This is a genomic window from Beggiatoa alba B18LD (genome assembly GCF_000245015.1).
Lineage (GTDB): Bacteria > Pseudomonadota > Gammaproteobacteria > Beggiatoales > Beggiatoaceae > Beggiatoa > Beggiatoa alba.
Window position 1 is genome coordinate 3014570 of sequence record NZ_JH600070.1, and the last position, 18399, is coordinate 3032968.

The window sequence follows — 18399 nt, forward strand, 5'->3', positions numbered from 1 at the left end:
CTCTTATCCCATGCCCATTTTTCAATCGTTACTCGCTTTCTTTTCAAAAACCCCCCGTCCCGTTCGTACGGCTACCTATTTACAAATGGAATCCGCCGAATGCGGTGCAGTGGCATTGGCAATTATCTTTGATTATTACGGCTTGCATATTCCATTAGAAACGTTACGGATTGAATGCGGTGTGGGGCGAGATGGCAGTAAAGCCAGTCACTTGGTACAAGTCGCACGACGTTATGGCATGAATGCAAAAGGCTACACCCGCGAACCTGCACAGCTAGCCAATATGCAACTGCCTTTAATCGTATTCTGGCAGTTTAACCACTTTGTTGTCGTGGAAGGATTCGGCAAGGATAAAGTTTATCTTAACGACCCCGCAACAGGACGGCGGACAGTCACAATGCAAGCGTTTGACACCCACTTTACAGGCATTGTCTTGGAATTCAGCCCCAGCGCGGATTTTGTCACAAGGGGTGATAAACAAAGCATATTGACAGTATTAAATAAGCGGCTGCACGGTGAATGGCGAAATGTACTGTTTTTATTACTAACAGGATTTTTATTCGCCGTACCAAATCTAATAATGCCTGTTTTAACACAGATTTATATAGATAATTACTGGTTAGCACGTCAAACAGACTGGTTAATCTTACTATTGTTTGGCATGTCAATAACGACACTCATGCGAACAACATTAGAATGGATACAAACTCAAGTTTTAAATCGGTTTTATGCACAGTTAACCCTCAGTTGGTCAGGGCGGTTTTTATGGCATGTATTACGTTTACCTATCCAGTTTTACAGCCAACGTTCAGCGGGAGAAATTTGCCAACGAGTAGCAATTAATAGCCGTTTAGCGTCACTACTCGCGGGAGATACTGCCGAAAGCGTGCTTGCACTGATAATGGCAGGCAGTTATGCCATTTTTATGCTGTTTTTTGACACACAACTAGCCAGCGTTGCTTTAGCCGTTGCTTTACTGAATTTTTTGATATTACAAGCAATTTCACAACAACGGCAAGAAATGAGTCAACAACTATTAATGGCACAAGGCAAATTAATGGGCGCGTCAATGAATGGTTTACGCGCGATTGAATCATTGAAAGCGTCGGGGAGTGAAAACGATTTTTTTATCAAATGGGCAGGGCTTCACGCTAAAGCACTTAATTATCAACAACAATTTGCTGTTAAAACCTTATTTTTAAACGCACTACCAACCCTATTAAATACATTCAGCACATTAGCCATTTTAGCATTAGGAAGTTTAAGCATTATTCAAGGCACATTAACACTAGGGGCGTTGATAGCGTTTCAAAGTTTAGCCATGGGTTTTATGAATGCAGTCAACCGTTTAATTAATGTCGGTGTTAAAGTTCAAGTCATTGCAGGTGATATGCAGCGTTTAGAAGATGTAATGAATCAAACGGTTGATGCAATTATCACCGATGAAGCAGGAAAAACAAACGCTTTAAAAACGAACAAACCATTATCAGGTGAACTGCGTTTAGCACAAGTTAGTTTTCGCTTCTGTCCTTTAGACCCGCCATTATTAAAAAAAATCAATTTTGAGATACACGCAGGACAACAAGTGGCATTAGTCGGTATGTCGGGCAGCGGCAAGTCGACACTGGCTAAATTGATTGTTGGTTTATACACCCCAAGTGAGGGCAATATTTTATTCGATGGAAAAGCCCGCGCTCAAATTCCCCGCACCGTTTTTAACCATTCTCTCGCCTTTGTTGACCAAGATGTCAGCATCTTTGAAGGAACAATTCGAGAAAATTTAATCTTATGGAATGAAGAGATTAGCGATGCAGAAATGATTCAAGCCACACAAGATGCGTGTATTCATGAAGTTATCATCAGTCATGGTCGCGGTTATGATGAACCACTATTAGAAAACGGGGGAAATTTTAGCGGTGGTGAGTTACAACGCTTAGAAATTGCACGAGCGTTGATGCTAAACCCAACAATTTTAATCTTAGACGAAGCAACACGCATGTTAGATATTGAATTAGAAAATAAAATCTATGCAAATTTACGCCGTCGCGGTTGTAGTTGTCTAATTTTAACCCATCGTTTAACAACATTAGAAAATTGCGATGAAATCCTTGTGTTAGAAGCTGGGGAAATCGTACAACGCGGAACACATTCGCAATTACAATCTACTACAGGCGCATATCAACGGCTGATTGCTGAACAATTAACGGAAACTAGACAAGTTACAAATGTAAGAGCAGGAAATCTCGACCTGATTTTAAACGACAACACACAACAAAATGAAATAACAGAAGAAACTGAACAAGCAGGCAATGGCGTTGCATTCGCCGATGTGTGGGCAAGTTGCCAACATTTAGAAAAATATACGGGCATTCGCTTTATTCAACCGCCACCCGCTAAACAAACAAGCGCGTATTATCCTATCGCTGAAATCGCGCTTGCCTCACAACTACGTTATCGTGAAGTAACACTGACAGACACATGGTGGCAAGCAGATTGTGGACATTTATTAGCATTTGACCGTGCGGATAATCGCCCGTTGTTACTGATTCCGACACGACGTGGCAATGCTTATACGCAACATGATGTATTACAACAGCGCGTACAAAAAATTACCGCGACACAAGCCCAACAGCTCAAACCCCGTGCGATATTATTTTATCCGCCACTACCTGACAAACCCCTTAATTTACTGCATTTAATGCGCTTTAGCACAGCAGGACATTATCGAGAGTTTATCTGGGTACTACTATTGAGCGTATTCACAACATCACTGGCTTTATTAATGCCTTGGAGTCTGGGGCTATTAATTTCTACCGTAATTCCAAGCGCAGACATTCGGCAACTATCTCTACTGATGACTGTTTTAGCAACCTCAGCGATTATTGCTTTACTTTTAAATTTACAACAAAGTTTTTTACTACTACGACTCGGCACTTATATAGAAGTAAAAACACAAAGTGCGATTTGGGATAGGGTATTAAAACTGCCTGCGGATTTTTTTCGCCATTACACCGCAGGCGATTTAGCGATGCGCGTCAATAGCATTTCTGCAATTCGACACATCTTGTCAGGCACAATTTTAAATTTACTATTCAATGGCTTATTTAGCTGTTTAACCGTATGGCTCATGTTGACTTACAGCGTTAAATTGACCGTTCTAGCCATATCATTGGCATTCATTGCAATGATTATCAATCTAATCGGTGGAATGCGAGCATTACATTATGAACGCGATTTAGCAGAGATTGCAGGAAAACTATCAGGATTATTATTGCAACTTTTAAATGGAATTATAAAGTTACGCACAACAGGTGCAGAAAGCCGTGCATTTTCTATATGGGCAAGCGTTTTTATTCAACAACAAGAACGGGGATTACAAGTTGCCTATTTGCACAATGTAACGCATGTTATGACGAGTTTATTTTCAATGCTGGGCAGTTTAGCGATTTTTACTAGCATCAGCGTCTATGGTTGGGAAAATACGCTCTCAACCAGTCAATTTTTAGTATTTATAACGGCTTTTGGCATGTTTAGCGCGTCGATGCTGTCATTAAGTTCCCTCGTGCTTGGTTTATTACAAATTGTGCCATTGTATGAACGCGCTAAACCCATTTTACAAAATGTTTTAGCCACTCATCAGCCTTCCGCGACAGAAGAATTCACAGGGGAAATCACAATAAACAACTTAAGTTTTACTTATGACACAACACAACCACCTATTTTAAATAATTTTTCTTTACATATTCATGCAGGAGAATTCATTGCCATTGTTGGTAATTCAGGTTCGGGCAAATCGACATTATTACGTTTATTGATGGGCTTTGAACAAGCAATGGCGGGAGAAATTTATTACGATGGGCAAGCATTGGCGAATTTAGATTTAACCACGGTACGCCGTCAGATGGGTGTGGTTTTGCAAAATGGACAGCTATTAGAAGGAGATATTTTTTCTAATATTGTTGGTTCACGCTCTTTAACGCTAGCGGATGCGTGGCAAGCGGTGCGGATAAGTGCGTTAGCGGAGGACATTGAAGCCATGCCAATGGGAATGCACACGATTTTAGGCGACCGCGCGACAACTTTATCGGGTGGACAACGCCAACGTTTGTTAATTGCGCGGGCAATTGTGCATCAACCGCGTATTATTTTGTTAGATGAAGCGATGAGTGCGTTGGATAATCAAACACAGGCGCAAGTGATGCAGGGCTTGCGACAGTTAAAAGCAACTAAGATTATGATTACGCATCAGTTGAATAGTTTGGCTTATGTGGATAGGGTCGTTCATTTGTGTCCACGAAAAACACTAAAAACACGAAAAAAGTCATAAAATTATATATGCTTAATCTTTTGTATGATGTTTCTACGTTAGGTATTGCCTACCGCAATCGGTCAACTTTTGGGTTGTCACGGACAACTGAGAGTTTGCTCATGTCGTTGTTAGCCATGTCTGATGTGAAAGTATTTGCTTCTAGTGATGTTTCTTATAATGTTTGGCTATTTAGTAAATTGTATTTAAAACATGCTCAGTTAGAGGAACAATTACCTTGGTTATCAGACTCTTTTAATGCTACTATCCGCGATAAAATGCGACAGTGGTTTTTAAGAGATGCCTTGTTTAATAACTATATAGAAAAATTAAAAAAAATGGGCATTCTGAAAAATGAAACCCGTGTTTATCAATGGCGTACTAATTTATTAGAAACTCATTTTCGTGGAACACCACGCCATCATTTATCAAATATCGATGTTTATCACTCAACTTATCATGCAATTCCTGATGTTATACAGCATCATAAACGAGTTAAAGCCGTTTTAACGGTACATGATATTATTCCAATTTTGCATCCTGAATGGTGCGGAATGCTTGGTACGGGAGAACAAAAATATTTTCATCCTGAATTTAATTTGCCTGCTGTTTTGGCGAAATTAACGCCGAAAAATTGGATAATTTGCCCTTCTCATTCAGCGCGTAATGACCTTTGTGAGTATCTTAAGGGGCGCATTGATGCGGATAAAGTACAAGTAATTCCTTGGGCGGCATCGCCTTTATTTCATCCCTGTACCAATACGGATAAATTGGCAACTATTCGGCTAAAATATAAAATTCCTGAAGGGCATTATATTCTCAGTCTTTGTACTATTGAACCGCGCAAAAATATTGATACGTTGATTCGTAGTTTTTATCGTTTATTACAACAAGAACAGATAAATGATTTATATCTTGTTTTAGCAGGACCTTTAGGCTGGGATTACAAAGGGATTTTTCAAGAAGTCCTTAAAAATAAGCAATATGCACGTCGCATTATTTTTACTGGCTATATTGCTGATGAGGATATTGCAATGCTCTATAGTAATGCTTTAACTTTTGTTTTTCCTTCACTTTACGAAGGTTTTGGCTTACCTCCCTTAGAAGCAATGCAATGTGCTACGCCCGTGATTTGTTCAAACAATTCTTCCTTACCCGAAGTGATAGGTGAAGCGGGATTACTAGTCAATCCGCGCGATGAGGAAGCAATAGCGCAAGCCATACTTGAATTATATTGTAATGCTGAATTGCGAGCAGACTTAGCCCAGAAAGGTCTAAATCGTTCAAAACTATTTAGCTGGCAACATTGCGCCAAGCAAACGCTGGAGTTTTATCAAAAATGACCACGAAAGACACGAAAAGCACGAAAACGAAAGATTTTTTTTCGTGTTTTTAGTGATTTTCGTGGACAACAATTGAGCGTGCAATATTACAACCTATACAATGGCTTGGTATTTCCCCTCTTGCTAATTCATCAATTAATTCTTGGCGTGCTTGGTTTATCATTTCCATTGTGATTGTCTCAAGTTCACCCAAGGCATAAACTTCAGGTTTTATCATGCAACAAGGCGATAAACGCCCCCGTCTATCCATATAAATTCCCGAATCTAGCCAAGGACAGATTGTTAAACGCGATTTAAATAATTCATCATAAAAATGCACTTGATTCGAGCGGGTTTGCCAAACCCGTTGCACAATGTCACGGCTCATATACTGATAATAACGTTCACCATGTTCAGCCGCTGTCATAAATTCTGATTGCATTGCTATATCAACATGTTCAACATAATAAGGCATTCGATTCAACGGTTGGACTGCTACCCCTCCATCTAAGCCTAAATGCTCATAAAGTGCGTAAATTTCAGGCAAATCATCCAATGTTGATGCAAGTAAAGTAACCGCAAAACCAATGCTTGGGGTTGCTTGTCCTCGTTTAGTACGTTCTTCTAATAAATGCGTGATGCCGTCCACGATTGCAGGGAGTGAACCGCCACGAATAGCTTTAAATTTTTCTGCATTTGTTGTTTCTAAAGAAATTCGAATCGAGCGAATACGACTATTTAAAATTTTTTCTATAACCGATTGCGAAAAACAAGAACCGTTAGTAATCAATGAAATATTGATAGCTTTCGCCTCAGCTAGCGCAACCATTTCAAAAAAATGTGGATTGAGAAAAGGTTCACCTTCGCCTTGTAGTTCTAAATGTTGAATGTTGGGAAAACGTTGTAGAAATTGTTGGAAATGGGAGAGGGATAAATGATTTTGTGTCATTTGACGACCACAGCAAAATCCGCAGTGGAAATTGCAGTAGGTTGTTGGTTCTATTTGAGCAAAAAGGATATTGTCCACGAAAGTCACGAAAAACACGAAAAGGCAAAAGGGGGCGTTATAGGATGATGCGTTCTATACTGGCTTTGGGGTAGTCGCCAAAGTTGACGAGTAAGCCTAAACGCATTCCAGTGGCTTTTAGATAATTGATGACTTGCGCTTTATTTGCGCCCGTGATGGCAGAAAGGGCTTTAAGTTCAACAATGATAGTATCATAACAAATAAAATCAGGTATATAGGTTTTTTGTAATTTATTGCCTTTATAAAAAAGTTGAAGTTCAGGTTGAGCGACAAAAGGAATATGACGCGCTAATAATTCTTTCATCATACACTCTTGATAAACGGCTTCTAAAAAACCGCATCCCATTTCTCGATAAACTTCAAATACTGCACCTTGTATTTTATAGCATTCTTCTCTATATAAAAGTTCTCTATTCATCATTATTGTCCACGAAAAACACGAAAGGCACGAAAAATAATTCTTTCTTTCGTGTTTTTAGTGCCTTTCGTGGATAGATTCAATGAATTGACAGGCGTTCACTAAGCCCTTTTCTGCACGAATTTTTTCGCCTAATAATTGAGTTTTATAGCGCGTTTCTTCTGTTAAAACCTTTGTTTCTAAAACCCGTGCTAATCCATCAACCGTTATTTTATGCGGATGCATCGCCGCACCAATCCCTAAACTTAAAACCCGTTGTGCATTAAAAAATTGGTCATTGCCTAATGGCTCTATCACCATCGGACAATCATGATGTAACGCCCGCGCAATCGTTCCAATACCACCATGATGCAAAATCACCGCTGTTCGTGTAAGTAACCAATCTTGTGGCATAAAATCAACGAATTTCACATTATGAGCATCACAATTATCAGACAATAAACTTTCATTAAAATTAGCACAACCTCGTTGCACGATTAAACGTCGCCCCAATTTTTCCGCCGCTCGCACATGCACCATTAATAATTTTTGCGGGTCAACCACAGGAATACTACTAAAAGTGAGATATAACGGTTTATCACTTCCTTCAACAAATTGGCGCAAAGTTTCATCAGGTTGCCATGTTGACCAACTCGGTGCTTGATAAAACCAAAATCCTGTTTGTCGATAATGGGCAAAACGGGAGATTGTTTGAGCAAAATGCGAACTTGAGCCTAATAAAGCCCATTCATTTTTTTCATATTCCAACCAATTAAGTGCCTGCTTAATCCCTAATTGCGCGCTGATTTCGTTTAAAGTAGGAATAAAAAGTTTTCTGATTGCCTGCGTTTCTTGCGTATTTTGCTCGCTACACTGAAAAAATGGCGTAACGGAAGCAGCAAGCCAAGGCAATTGAAACTTTTGCGCCAACATTGCCCCAAACAAATGCCGTTGCAAACCGCAAATGAATAAATCAGCATCAACACAAATTTCCACAAGCGTTCGAAAAACAATAGGAAACTCTGTTTGAAAACGCGCTTTTGTCGACTCGAAATGTGCCACAGAAGAAATCTGGGGCATTTGCCACTCATCCCAATCGCTTGCTTTTTCTCGCGCCAGCTCTTCAGACAACTCCGCACCACAATCGACAGCCTCAAGTCCTGCGCCTATAACATAATCGTGCATAGACTTACGAACTGCCATTCGCACACAATGACCGCGTTGTTGCAAAGCCACGCCGAGCGCGATATAAGGCAAATGGTCGCCATGCGTACCCGAACTAGAAATAACAATAATAGCCATATTTTAATCCACGAAAAACACGAAAAGCACGAACACACTACCTATCTTTCGTGTTTTTCGTGCCTTTCGTGGACAGCTTCGATGAATTGACTTGCCCTTTCCAAACCATTCTCCGCCCGTATTTTCTCGCCCAATTGTCGCACATTATGTCGACAAGATTCCGTCAACACTTTCTGCGTCAACAACCGCACCAAACCCTCAACCGTCACCTTCTGCGGATGCGCTACTGCACCAATTTCATGCACAAGAACTTGTTTAGCATTAAAAAACTGGTCATTACCATAAGGCTCAACCAACATGGGGCAATTGTTACGAATAGCACGAGCAAGTGTACCAATCCCACCATGATGAATAATTGCCGAAATGCGAGAAAATAACCAATCATGCGGAATAAAATCAGTAAAAAATACCGCATCGGGGTCACAATCATCAGGCAACAAACTGACATTAAAATCTGCCCAACCCCGTTGCACCAACAAACCACAGCCCAACTTAGCCGCCGCACGGACATGAAGCGCAAGCACTGAGCGTGCATCTTGTAACGGTAAACTACTGAAAGATAATAATAAAGGAGAATGAAAACGGTTTAAAAAGTGCTGTAATGCGCTATCAGCTTGCCACGTTTGCCAGTCCTGTTCTTCATAAAACCAAAAACCTGTTTGCTGATAAAAAGCGTTTATTGGATTGACTGAGGAAAAATGAGGACTTGAAGCGAGGATTGCATGATTTTTAGGGATTTCCCAACGAGGTTGTAAGCCTAGTTCCTCAGCAATTTCATTTAATGTCCGCTCAAAAGCTTGCGTAACTAAGTTAGTTTCTGACAGATAATTGTGTATTGCAGGCATTAATGAGGTTGCAATCCAAGCAATTCCCGTTTTCTGTCCAATCAACGCCCCTAAACTTTGCCGTTGATAACCACAAATTAACAAATCAGCATCTACACAAGCTTCAAGTAATTGCTTAAATGCTAAAGGAGTTTCACGCTTTAAATAAGTTTGCCAGCCTAAAATTTGCGCTTGATATAAAGATGAATCCCAATGATTCCAATCTCTTGCATTTTGCTGTGCCTCTTGCTCCCCCATTCTAACGCCACAAAGCACGGTTGCTAAACCAGCGCGAATTGCCAAAGGCATCATAGCCTCATTAATTGCCATTCTCACCTGATGCCCGCGTCGCTGTAAATATTTACCCAATTCAACATAAGGCAAATGGTCGCCCAATGTTCCTATTGTAGTAATGACGATAGTAGGCATGAAGCAAGTTTTTTTATAAGCGTGTTATGGAAAAAATGCTGTCATGTTCATGGGAAGAAGGGGGTAATGATTACTGGCTTCGTTATTATTTGCACCTATCGCACCTAAATGACTGGTGTAGGAAGAATCAATATTCGCTTGAATTTTTACATCACCAATAAGCAAATCTTTCATAAAGGCATCACTAATGGGCACATTAACAGCAGGCAATGTATCCACTCCCCCCGCCATTCTTTCCAATTCTTCCATCGTCAATTCGCCATCATCTAGTGCGGTTTCAGCTTGAAATTTATCAGATATTGTCATGATTTTTACCATAATTAAAGTTATTGTTGGAAAATACAGGTAACGTTAAGTCTTTAAAAAAGACAACGCATAAGCCATAAAATTATGATGAATAATAACACCATTATTATAAATCAATATCATGCAATCGTACCCATTCAGCAAATAAAGGAACGCGGATTTTCCAGTGTTTCTCATTATCCTGCACGATATACGCATGACGCTTTAAACGGCGTAACGCCTCGCGATGACTGGGTGGTTCTTGGTTAATAAGTTGGCGCACGGTTTCGCGACAGGTTTCTTGCTCACAAAATTGCGTCCAAAAGACTGATTGAGGCATTACGCCAGAATCTAAGGCAATTTCTACCGCCTTATCTAAATCCGTTTGCGTCATTTGGCGACGATTATCACGATTTGCATAATCAACTAAATTTTGACAAATAAGTTGTAATAAATGCGGATGTCCTTGTGTTAAATCATAAAGTTGTTGCACTACTTCAGCAGGATATTGCAAGTTTTTAACAGGTTCAGTAATTAAGCGTTTACTGTCTGTTTCGCTTAAATAATCTACTGTTAGCGTTTGCGCTTGAACAAAATAATCACTCCAGCGCGGATTCTCTAACTCATCTAAATAAGCTGAACCAATCAATAAAAAAACAATACGGTTTTGTCGTTGTAAAAAGCTCCGTATAGCGGCTAATAATCGCCCGCCAGTATCTGGGGATTTGCGAAAAATATCAGTGTGCAACATTTCATATTCATCCAGCGCGAAAATGATTTTTTTCGCTTGGTGTTCGCTTTCACGGAATAAATAGGCTTCTAACGTTGCCCAATCATCTAACCAGTTGCCTGTTGGTTGCCACGCCTCCGTTATTGTTAGGTGCATTTTTTCGTTAAATTGCTGATATAAATTAGTAAGCCAACTTTCTACCGTTGCAAATTTTGCATTTTGTAAATCTTGCGTAATCACTAAAAACCGACTGCCCAGTAAATCGGGCAAAAAGTTTAATAAACTGGTTTTTCCGACGCGCCGTTGTCCCCGAATCAGAAAGAAGGGCAATTCTTGTGCAGTGAGTAATTTAGTTGTAATCGTATCGCGTAAATCTTCGCGCCCGAAGAAAACTGTTTGATTTTTATGTGGAGAGAGAGGATTACCCGCTAAATAAACATTAGGCGTAATCGGCTCAAGCTGGCGCATTTGCTCGGCTAATTCGTGCTGTTTATCTTCAGTTGCCGTGAGCCATTGTTTTATTACAGGAATATAATAATGATTCCAGTGCGGAGATTCGCGCAAAGTCAGTTCATAAAACTGCTGAAGTTGTTGCGCAAATTGGTTAAAAAATGAGTTTTTTTGCCCAAGATTATTTTGTTGTTCATAGTCTTTTAATTGGGTTTGTAGTGCTTTTAATGCGGTTTCCCAATCTTCCGACGGTTGAAGTGATTTTTTTGTTTTTTCTATTGTTAATGGCGGGGTTAAAACATCCGCAGACAATAAATGCTGTTGCCATAATCCTACTTGTACTGCATGACTTAAATGCAAGGCTAAATTGCGTTGCAAAGGACGATAGAGTAATAAAAATTCGATGAATTGGCTTGCTAATTCGGGTTGTTGCTGTGCTTGTTGGGTTAAACGAGCGGTTAAACCCCAAATAGGCAACCAGATAACGCCATCAGAAAGATAAGGATTTCGGGTTAAGCTCGCGTGAAAAAGACTGCTTAACCAATGAAAGGGGTAGAAAGGGATGCGAAAATACATAAGATAAAAACTGGGAATAAATGCCAAACCTACTGCCAAGCCTCCTCCTGCCAAGACTAATATTAAGCCTAATATTAAGCCTCCTATCCACAATCTGAATACTAGCCCCACTATCAAGCCTTTTGTCAAGCCGAATACCAAGCTGAATGCCAAGCTGAATGCCAAGCCTTCCGTTAAACCAAACCTCAAGCCCCCTGCCAAGCTGAATATCAAACTAGCTGTTAAGTTTAAATCTAATGCTATATAGAATATTGATCCTGCTGATAAGCCTAATACTAGGCTGTATAACAATAAATATAAATCTAAATCAAAAAAAAATAAAAAATAAAATTTCTCAGAAAAATAATATGTCTTTTGCCAAAATTCGACTACTTCTGGTCTAAATTCAGTTGGGTAAAATATTGGTAAATCGGTTTGAATCATTATCCAAACTGTACAAGTGCGTAATATTAATGCAATTCCTATGGTAAAAAGAGTCGACCAAGCATAAGCTCTATAAAACCAAAGAACCGCTTCTTTTTTATTTAAAATCATACTATTAAAATATTTTAAAATCACAGGCTCAAAAATCAGCCACCGTAAAAGTGTTAAGCCATTTTTTGGTTCTAAATCAGGTTGAAATGGGGAACGCGGAGCAGTCATAAAAAAACCTTAAAATTTTTTAGAAAAGTAATTTAAAGAGCCATACCAATGCAGAACCAAGAATAGGCACTAATAGCCAGCGTTGCCCTTCCCGTAACCAACAGACAATTTTTTGACGTAAGCCGACAATATAACGCAAGGTCAAAAACGGTTTTTTGTTAAAATCTTTCCCCCAAACCTTTAATTTATTTTCAATTTCTTCGCCTGCCCGTTCTCCGTTTTCTATCCGTTGTATGACAAATTGTAAAAAATCATAAGCATGAGGATGTTTATAAACAGCTTCACGAATAATGCTTTGTTCATGACGAACAATATCAGGATGACGTTGTAACTCCGCTTCAATATCCACTTGTGATAAAAGCGGTAAAACTAAGGGTTTCAATTCCAATACAGACGCATTTTTAGGTGATTTATCAATAAAAATGGTGTAGCGGTCTAAAGGTTGTTCACTCACACCAACAACAGCATAGTTTCTATTATTTTTCAAACTATTCAGACTGCTAAGAAATCGCTGATTATATAAAGGGTCTATCAGTTCATTATCAAAAATTGCCTGCATAGCCTCGATAAAAAGCCATTTTTGTACAGAAATTGCCTCCAATCTCTCCACCAATTGCGCAAAATCTTGCGGTTTTTCCCCGCGTTGTTCTTTGGGTAACTGCTGCCAAATATCTATTAAAAAACCATTAAAATCATTTCGATAAGCTTTAAGGCTAACTTTGATAATTAAAAACTTATCGTTTGGACTTATTTCTTGAATATCGGACAAAGTACGAGAACCATCTGCTATAGACGGCGTAACTAAATTAATTGCTTCCCCTTTTTCCAAACGCTGATATAAACCTGCGGTAAAGGTTGGGCGCATTGCGTGACTAAAATCAGGCATGATAATTTTCCATCGCTTAAAAATTATGCTGATTATCCAATGAGTAAAAACCGAATACAATGGAAAAACCGATAAAATACAAGAAACCCCACTTATTTGATAACGCCTTATTTCCTGTCACAATACCGCTAACATAAGCCAGAATAGGCTTTACTCTTCAATAAACAATCAAAAAACGAGGAACTATAACTATGTCAGTTTTCCGTGCCTATGATGTGCGTGGTATTGTCGGCGATGATTTAACCGTTGAATTAGTAGAAAAAATTGGCAAGGCTATCGGCACAAAAGCCGTACAAAAAGGCATCAAACAAGTCGTGATTGCCCGCGATGGGCGTTTATCAGGCGAACAACTGCAAAACGCACTCGCACAAGGGATTATCAGCACGGGGCGCGATGTGATTAACGTCGGACGTGTTCCAACACCTGTTTTATACTTCACCACGTATCATTTACAAACAGGCACAGGCGTGATGGTAACAGGTAGTCATAATCCACCTGAATACAATGGTTTAAAAATCATGTTGGACGGAGAAACTTTGTCAGGCGGGAGTATTCAAAGCTTACGTGAACGGGTTGAAAATGGCGATTTTATTCAGCAAGCACAAGGCTCAATTTCTCAGTTTGCAATTGAAGATATTTATATTCAACGTATTGTTAATGACGTGACGTTAAAGCGACCGTTTAAAGTTGTCGTTGACAGTGGTAACGGCGTTGCGGGTGAAATCGCGCCAAAATTATTACGCGCTTTAGGTTGTGAAGTGATTGAATTATTTTGTGAAATTGATGGTAATTTCCCGAATCACCATCCTGACCCGAGCTTACCCGAAAATTTACAGGATTTAATCAAGGCAGTAAAAACCCATCAAGCGGATATCGGACTGGCATTTGATGGCGATGCAGACCGCTTAGGTGTGGTCGATGTCAACGGGCAAATTGTGTTCCCCGACCGTCAAATGATGCTGTATGCGATGGATGTTTTAAAACGTAATCAAGGGGCTAAAATTATTTATGACGTGAAATGTAGCCGTCATTTAAGCCGTGTGATTCGGGAGCATGGAGGCGAGCCTGTGATGTGGAAAACAGGACATTCTTTAATTAAATCTAAGTTAAAAGAAACGGGTTCACCACTCGCGGGGGAAATGAGCGGACATATTTTCTTTAAAGAGCGTTGGTATGGTTTTGATGATGCGATTTATACGGCTGCACGTTTATTGGAAATTTTGGCAAGCGACCCCCGCACACCGACAGCCGTTTTAAGCGCGTTACCCAATGCCGTGAGTACACCAGAGCTAAAATTAGAGTTGGCGCATTATGGCGAACATTTTCAATTGATGGAAAAAGTTAGTCAGACATTTCATTTTGAAGGCGCGGAAGTGTCAACGATTGACGGTGTTCGAGCCGATTTTAAAGATGGTTGGGGGTTAGTGCGTTCTTCAAATACAACTCCTTGTTTAGTCATTCGTTTTGAGGCGGATACACAAGAGGCGTTAGAGAAAATTCAAGCGGATTTCCGTCGCCAATTTATGGCAATTGATAGCAATTTGAAATTGCCGTTTTAAAGCGGGTTTTATTGATTATTTTAACTGCTTTTACTTTGTATTATTGGGGAAAATATCATGATACCTTTACACAATACAGAAGAGCGTTATGGCAGTGTGGCAATGTTTTTTCATTGGGTGATTATGTTGTTATTCCTTATCTTAGTGGTTTTAGGCTTAACCATGACGAATATGGAAGACAGTGCGGAAAAGTGGCAGTTGTACAGTTTGCATAAGTCTTTTGGGCTGACATTGGCTTTATTAGTAGTTTTGCGGATTTTTTGGCGGTTTACCAATCCTGTGCCGTTGTTGCCTGAGACGTTAAAAGCGTATGAAAAGTTTTTAGCCCATGCGGTGCATATTGGTTTATATGGCATCATGCTGATTATGCCGATTTCGGGCGTTATTGATTCTTATGCGGGTGGTTATAAAATGGACTTTTTTGGTCTTGGTTTGTTACCGAAAGCGGAGAAGCGGAGCGAATGGGGTGAATCTGTCGCGTTAATGGTGCATGTCTATGGTTCTTACCTGTTTTATGGTTTGTTTTTTCTGCATATTGCAGGGGTTATTAAGCATCATTTTATTTTAAAAGATAATACCTTAAGGAGAATGTTGCCTGTTTCGCTCAAGAAATCTTAATGATAGTTTGCTCTTGAAATTTAAGGATAGTTTATCAATTAAAGGATAGTCTTTAATTTTTTATCAATCACAAGGAGTCTATGATGCAAAAATCATTAAAAAACGCATTGTTATTGGTGGGTTTAGGTTTAGGGTCAGTTGCTTATGCAGATGAAGGCTTAAGCATTACAATGAATTTGATTTCTGAAACGGGTATCGGTGAAGAAGTCGGCACGATTAGCGCGACTGACAGCGAATATGGTTTATTACTCACACCAAATTTAAAAAATTTAACCACTGGGGTGCATGGTTTCCATGTGCATGAAAAACCTGATTGTAATGCAGGGGAAAAAGACGGCAAAGCGGTTGCAGGGTTAGCAGCTGGCGGACATTTTGACCCTGAAAAAACCGCAAAACATATGGGTCCTTATGACAAAACAGGGCATTTAGGCGATTTACCGCCGTTGATTGTGGGGAAAGATGGCACAGCAACTACGCCTATTTTAGCTCCGCGTTTAAAAGTGGCGGATTTAAAAGGTCATTCTTTAATGGTGCATGTGGGTGGAGATAATTTTTCGGATAATCCTGCGGCGTTAGGCGGTGGTGGTGCACGGATGGCGTGCGGGGTTGTGAAGTAAGGTAGAATTTTTTCGCAACTGGCAATCAAGGTAATGGGGGATTGCCAGTTGTGGTGTGTGTTTTAATTGACTAATTCAAAATCAATTTTGCGGTCGTTTAAGTCCACACGCATCACCCGCACTTTTAAGCGGTCAGATAAACGGTAAACTGTGCCTGTGCGTTCTCCACGCAGTCGTTGTCCTGCTAGGTCATAGTGGTAGTAGTCATTGCGTAAAGCGGTAACGTGTACTAATCCCTCTACATAAATGCCTTCTAGTTCAACGAATAGCCCAAATGAGGTAACAGCCGTGACTAAGCCCTCATAAACATCACCCACTTTGTTGCGCATGTATTCGCATTTTAACCAGCTGACTACGTCGCGGGTAGCTTCATCAGCACGTCGTTCGGTCATCGAGCATAATTCGCCCAGTCTTTCTAATTCCCCTTGATTGTAAAAAAACTTTTTCGGATCTTGTTTTTTTAACAGGTGTTTTAACGCGCGGTGAATTAAAAGGTCTGGATAGCGTCGAATCGGTGACGTGAAATGGGTATAGCTAGGATAAGCAAGCCCGAAATGTCCTTTATTTTCAGGGCTATAAACTGCCATACGTAGGCTACGCAGGAGTACGGTTTGAATCAGGCGAACATCAGGGCGGTCTTTTATTTTTTCCGTGAGTTTGGCGTAATCTAACGCGCTAGGCATATCTTTACCGCCTAAACGTAGCCCCAATGTCCCTAAAAAGCTGTGTAAATCTTTGAGCTTATCAGGCGTTGGTCCTTCGTGGTTGCGATACAAGGCAGGCATTTCGTGTTGTTCTAACCATTCTGCTGTTGCAACATTTGCCGCAAGCATCATTTCTTCAATTAAGCGATGGGCATCATTGCGGGTAACTGCCACAATTTTTTCAATTTTTTTGTGGTCGTCGAATAGAATTTTTGTTTCTACGGTTTCAAACTCTATCGCGCCCCGTTTTTGTCGCCGTTTGAGTAAAATTTGATAGAGCTTATGTAGGTTTTGTAGATAGGGTAACAGTTCAGGGTAGCGAAATTCGTTAGTTTCACCCGTTAACACTTTGCCCACTTCAGTATAGGTTAAGCGGGCGTGTGAGCAGATAACACCTTCATAAAAGCGCGTGCGGCGGGTGCGTCCGTACATATCAATGTAGAGTTCGCAGACCATGCTTAAGCGGTCAACTTGCGGTTTTAGCGAGCAAAGCCCATTCGATAAAATTTCGGGCAACATGGGCACAACTCGATTGGGAAAATAAACGGAGTTGCCCCGTTGTTGGGCTTCTGCATCCAGTGCGGTGTTGGGTTTGACATAAGCTGCTACGTCAGCAATAGCGACTAGTAACCGCCAACCTTTGCCACGCGGTTCGCAGTAAACGGCATCGTCAAAATCTTTTGCGTCTTCGCCGTCTATGGTTACAAAGGGTAAAGCGCGAAAATCTTCTCGTTCTTTAATCGCAGCAGCGGGCACTTTTTCTTTCAGTGGTTTGATTTCTGCTAAAACGTCATCATTCCATTCATACGGTAGGCTGTAAGAACGAATGGCGATATCAATCTCCAGACCAGGGGCTTCATTTTTTCCAATAATTTCAGTAATCTGCCCAATTGGTGGATGGTGTTTGCTGGGTTGTTCGATGATTTTAACAACGACAATTTGTCCCTCTTCGGCGTTATTTTCGTCGGCAGGCGGGATTAAAATGTCGTGGGTAATTCGGCGATTTTTTGAGGCGACAAAGGCAAGTCCTTTTTGACGGAAAAAATGTCCGACAATTTCTTGCGTGTTGCGTTCTAAGACTTCAACGAGAATACCTTCACGCTTACCCCGTTGATTAATCCCGCCAATGCTCACCATTGCTCTATCGCCGTGGAATAGGGTACGCATTTGTTTAGGCGGTAAAAATAAATCTTCTCCGCCTGTATCAGGAATTAAAAAGCCTGCGCCGTCTGCGTTTGCGGAAACTCGCCCGCAAATTAAATCCATTTTTTTCGCTAATCCGTAACCATCTCGACGATTGCGGATAATTTGCCCGTCGCGTTCCATCGCACGTAAACGACGGCGTAAGGCTTCTAATTTAATTTCATCATGGGTGATTTTTAAGTATTCAGCAATTGCTTGAAAATTAAGCGGCTGCCCTGCATCTGCAAGATACGCCATGATAAATTCACGGCTGGCGATGGGGTCTTGATATTTCTGTTTTTCGCGTTCTGCGTAGGGGTCTGATTTGGGCATATCTGCCGTTTTACGCGGGTTTTTCTTTTTACGACGTTGCATTGACAAAACTTTTCTCTCTTTGTATTATGTTCGCTTCATTCTTGCACCTGCCGAGGTGGCGGAATTGGTAGACGCGCTGGTTTCAGGTATCAGTGGTGGCAACACCGTGAAGGTTCAAGTCCTTTTCTCGGCACCAACTTCTTGATAATTTCCCCTTTTCCCTTCTTC

13 protein-coding genes and 1 tRNA gene are annotated in these 18399 nt (G+C 40.5%); 6 read left to right on the forward strand and 8 right to left on the reverse strand.

The genetic code is table 11. The features are described from left to right. Positions 1-10 precede the first annotated feature (10 nt). Together BEGALDRAFT_RS18355 and BEGALDRAFT_RS12270 are read left to right on the forward strand one after the other, a co-directional pair. Positions 11-4327 carry an NHLP family bacteriocin export ABC transporter peptidase/permease/ATPase subunit gene (locus BEGALDRAFT_RS18355; RefSeq protein ID WP_002690423.1) on the forward strand — a complete coding sequence of 1439 codons (4317 nt, stop codon included), beginning with the start codon at positions 11-13 and terminating at the stop codon, positions 4325-4327. 8 nt (positions 4328-4335) lie between these two features. Beyond that, on the forward strand, positions 4336-5649 hold the full coding sequence (locus tag BEGALDRAFT_RS12270; protein ID WP_002690424.1) for a glycosyltransferase family 4 protein: 1314 nt from the start codon (positions 4336-4338) through the stop codon (positions 5647-5649). Between the two features lie 49 nt (positions 5650-5698). Here the strand turns inward: BEGALDRAFT_RS12270 and BEGALDRAFT_RS12275 are convergent, their stop codons facing one another. From BEGALDRAFT_RS12275 to BEGALDRAFT_RS12305, 7 genes are all read right to left on the reverse strand, one after another. After that, positions 5699-6673, reverse strand: a complete 975-nt coding sequence (locus BEGALDRAFT_RS12275; protein WP_002690426.1) for a radical SAM protein — start codon at positions 6671-6673, stop codon at positions 5699-5701. Between the two features lie 19 nt (positions 6674-6692). Further along, positions 6693-7076: a GxxExxY protein gene (locus tag BEGALDRAFT_RS12280; RefSeq protein WP_002690427.1), complete on the reverse strand. Its 384-nt coding sequence runs from the start codon at positions 7074-7076 to the stop codon at positions 6693-6695. A 54-nt stretch (positions 7077-7130) separates the two neighbouring features. Continuing rightward, positions 7131-8354 (reverse strand): glycosyltransferase, encoded by a 1224-nt coding sequence (locus BEGALDRAFT_RS12285; protein WP_002690428.1) that lies wholly within the window; start codon positions 8352-8354, stop codon positions 7131-7133. Between the two features lie 41 nt (positions 8355-8395). Next, positions 8396-9607: a glycosyltransferase gene (locus BEGALDRAFT_RS12290; protein ID WP_002690429.1), complete on the reverse strand. Its 1212-nt coding sequence runs from the start codon at positions 9605-9607 to the stop codon at positions 8396-8398. A 24-nt stretch (positions 9608-9631) separates the two neighbouring features. Further along, entirely contained in the window at positions 9632-9913 is a 282-nt protein-coding gene (locus BEGALDRAFT_RS12295) for a hypothetical protein (protein ID WP_040294959.1), read from the reverse strand. 106 nt (positions 9914-10019) lie between these two features. Continuing rightward, positions 10020-12290 (reverse strand): nSTAND1 domain-containing NTPase, encoded by a 2271-nt coding sequence (locus BEGALDRAFT_RS12300; RefSeq protein WP_002690431.1) that lies wholly within the window; start codon positions 12288-12290, stop codon positions 10020-10022. Positions 12291-12309: 19 nt separating this feature from the next. After that, on the reverse strand, positions 12310-13176 hold the full coding sequence (locus tag BEGALDRAFT_RS12305) for a polysaccharide deacetylase family protein (RefSeq protein WP_002690432.1): 867 nt from the start codon (positions 13174-13176) through the stop codon (positions 12310-12312). A gap of 191 nt (positions 13177-13367) precedes the next feature. Between BEGALDRAFT_RS12305 and BEGALDRAFT_RS12310 the strand changes: the two genes are divergently transcribed. From BEGALDRAFT_RS12310 to sodC, 3 genes are all read left to right on the forward strand, one after another. Further along, positions 13368-14735 (forward strand): phosphomannomutase/phosphoglucomutase, encoded by a 1368-nt coding sequence (locus tag BEGALDRAFT_RS12310; protein WP_002690433.1) that lies wholly within the window; start codon positions 13368-13370, stop codon positions 14733-14735. A gap of 57 nt (positions 14736-14792) precedes the next feature. Next, positions 14793-15353: a cytochrome b gene (locus BEGALDRAFT_RS12315; RefSeq protein WP_002690434.1), complete on the forward strand. Its 561-nt coding sequence runs from the start codon at positions 14793-14795 to the stop codon at positions 15351-15353. Between the two features lie 80 nt (positions 15354-15433). Beyond that, the gene (gene sodC / locus BEGALDRAFT_RS12320) at positions 15434-15970 is read left to right on the forward strand and encodes a superoxide dismutase family protein (RefSeq protein WP_198284641.1); all 537 of its coding nucleotides are present in this window, start codon (positions 15434-15436) and stop codon (positions 15968-15970) included. Positions 15971-16032: 62 nt separating this feature from the next. Here the strand turns inward: sodC and rnr are convergent, their stop codons facing one another. Then, positions 16033-18231 (reverse strand): ribonuclease R, encoded by a 2199-nt coding sequence (rnr, locus tag BEGALDRAFT_RS12325; RefSeq protein WP_002690436.1) that lies wholly within the window; start codon positions 18229-18231, stop codon positions 16033-16035. Between the two features lie 49 nt (positions 18232-18280). On the opposite strand from rnr, the gene BEGALDRAFT_RS12330 reads away from it, so the two are divergent. Beyond that, a tRNA-Leu gene (locus BEGALDRAFT_RS12330) sits at positions 18281-18367 on the forward strand. Positions 18368-18399 lie beyond the last annotated feature (32 nt).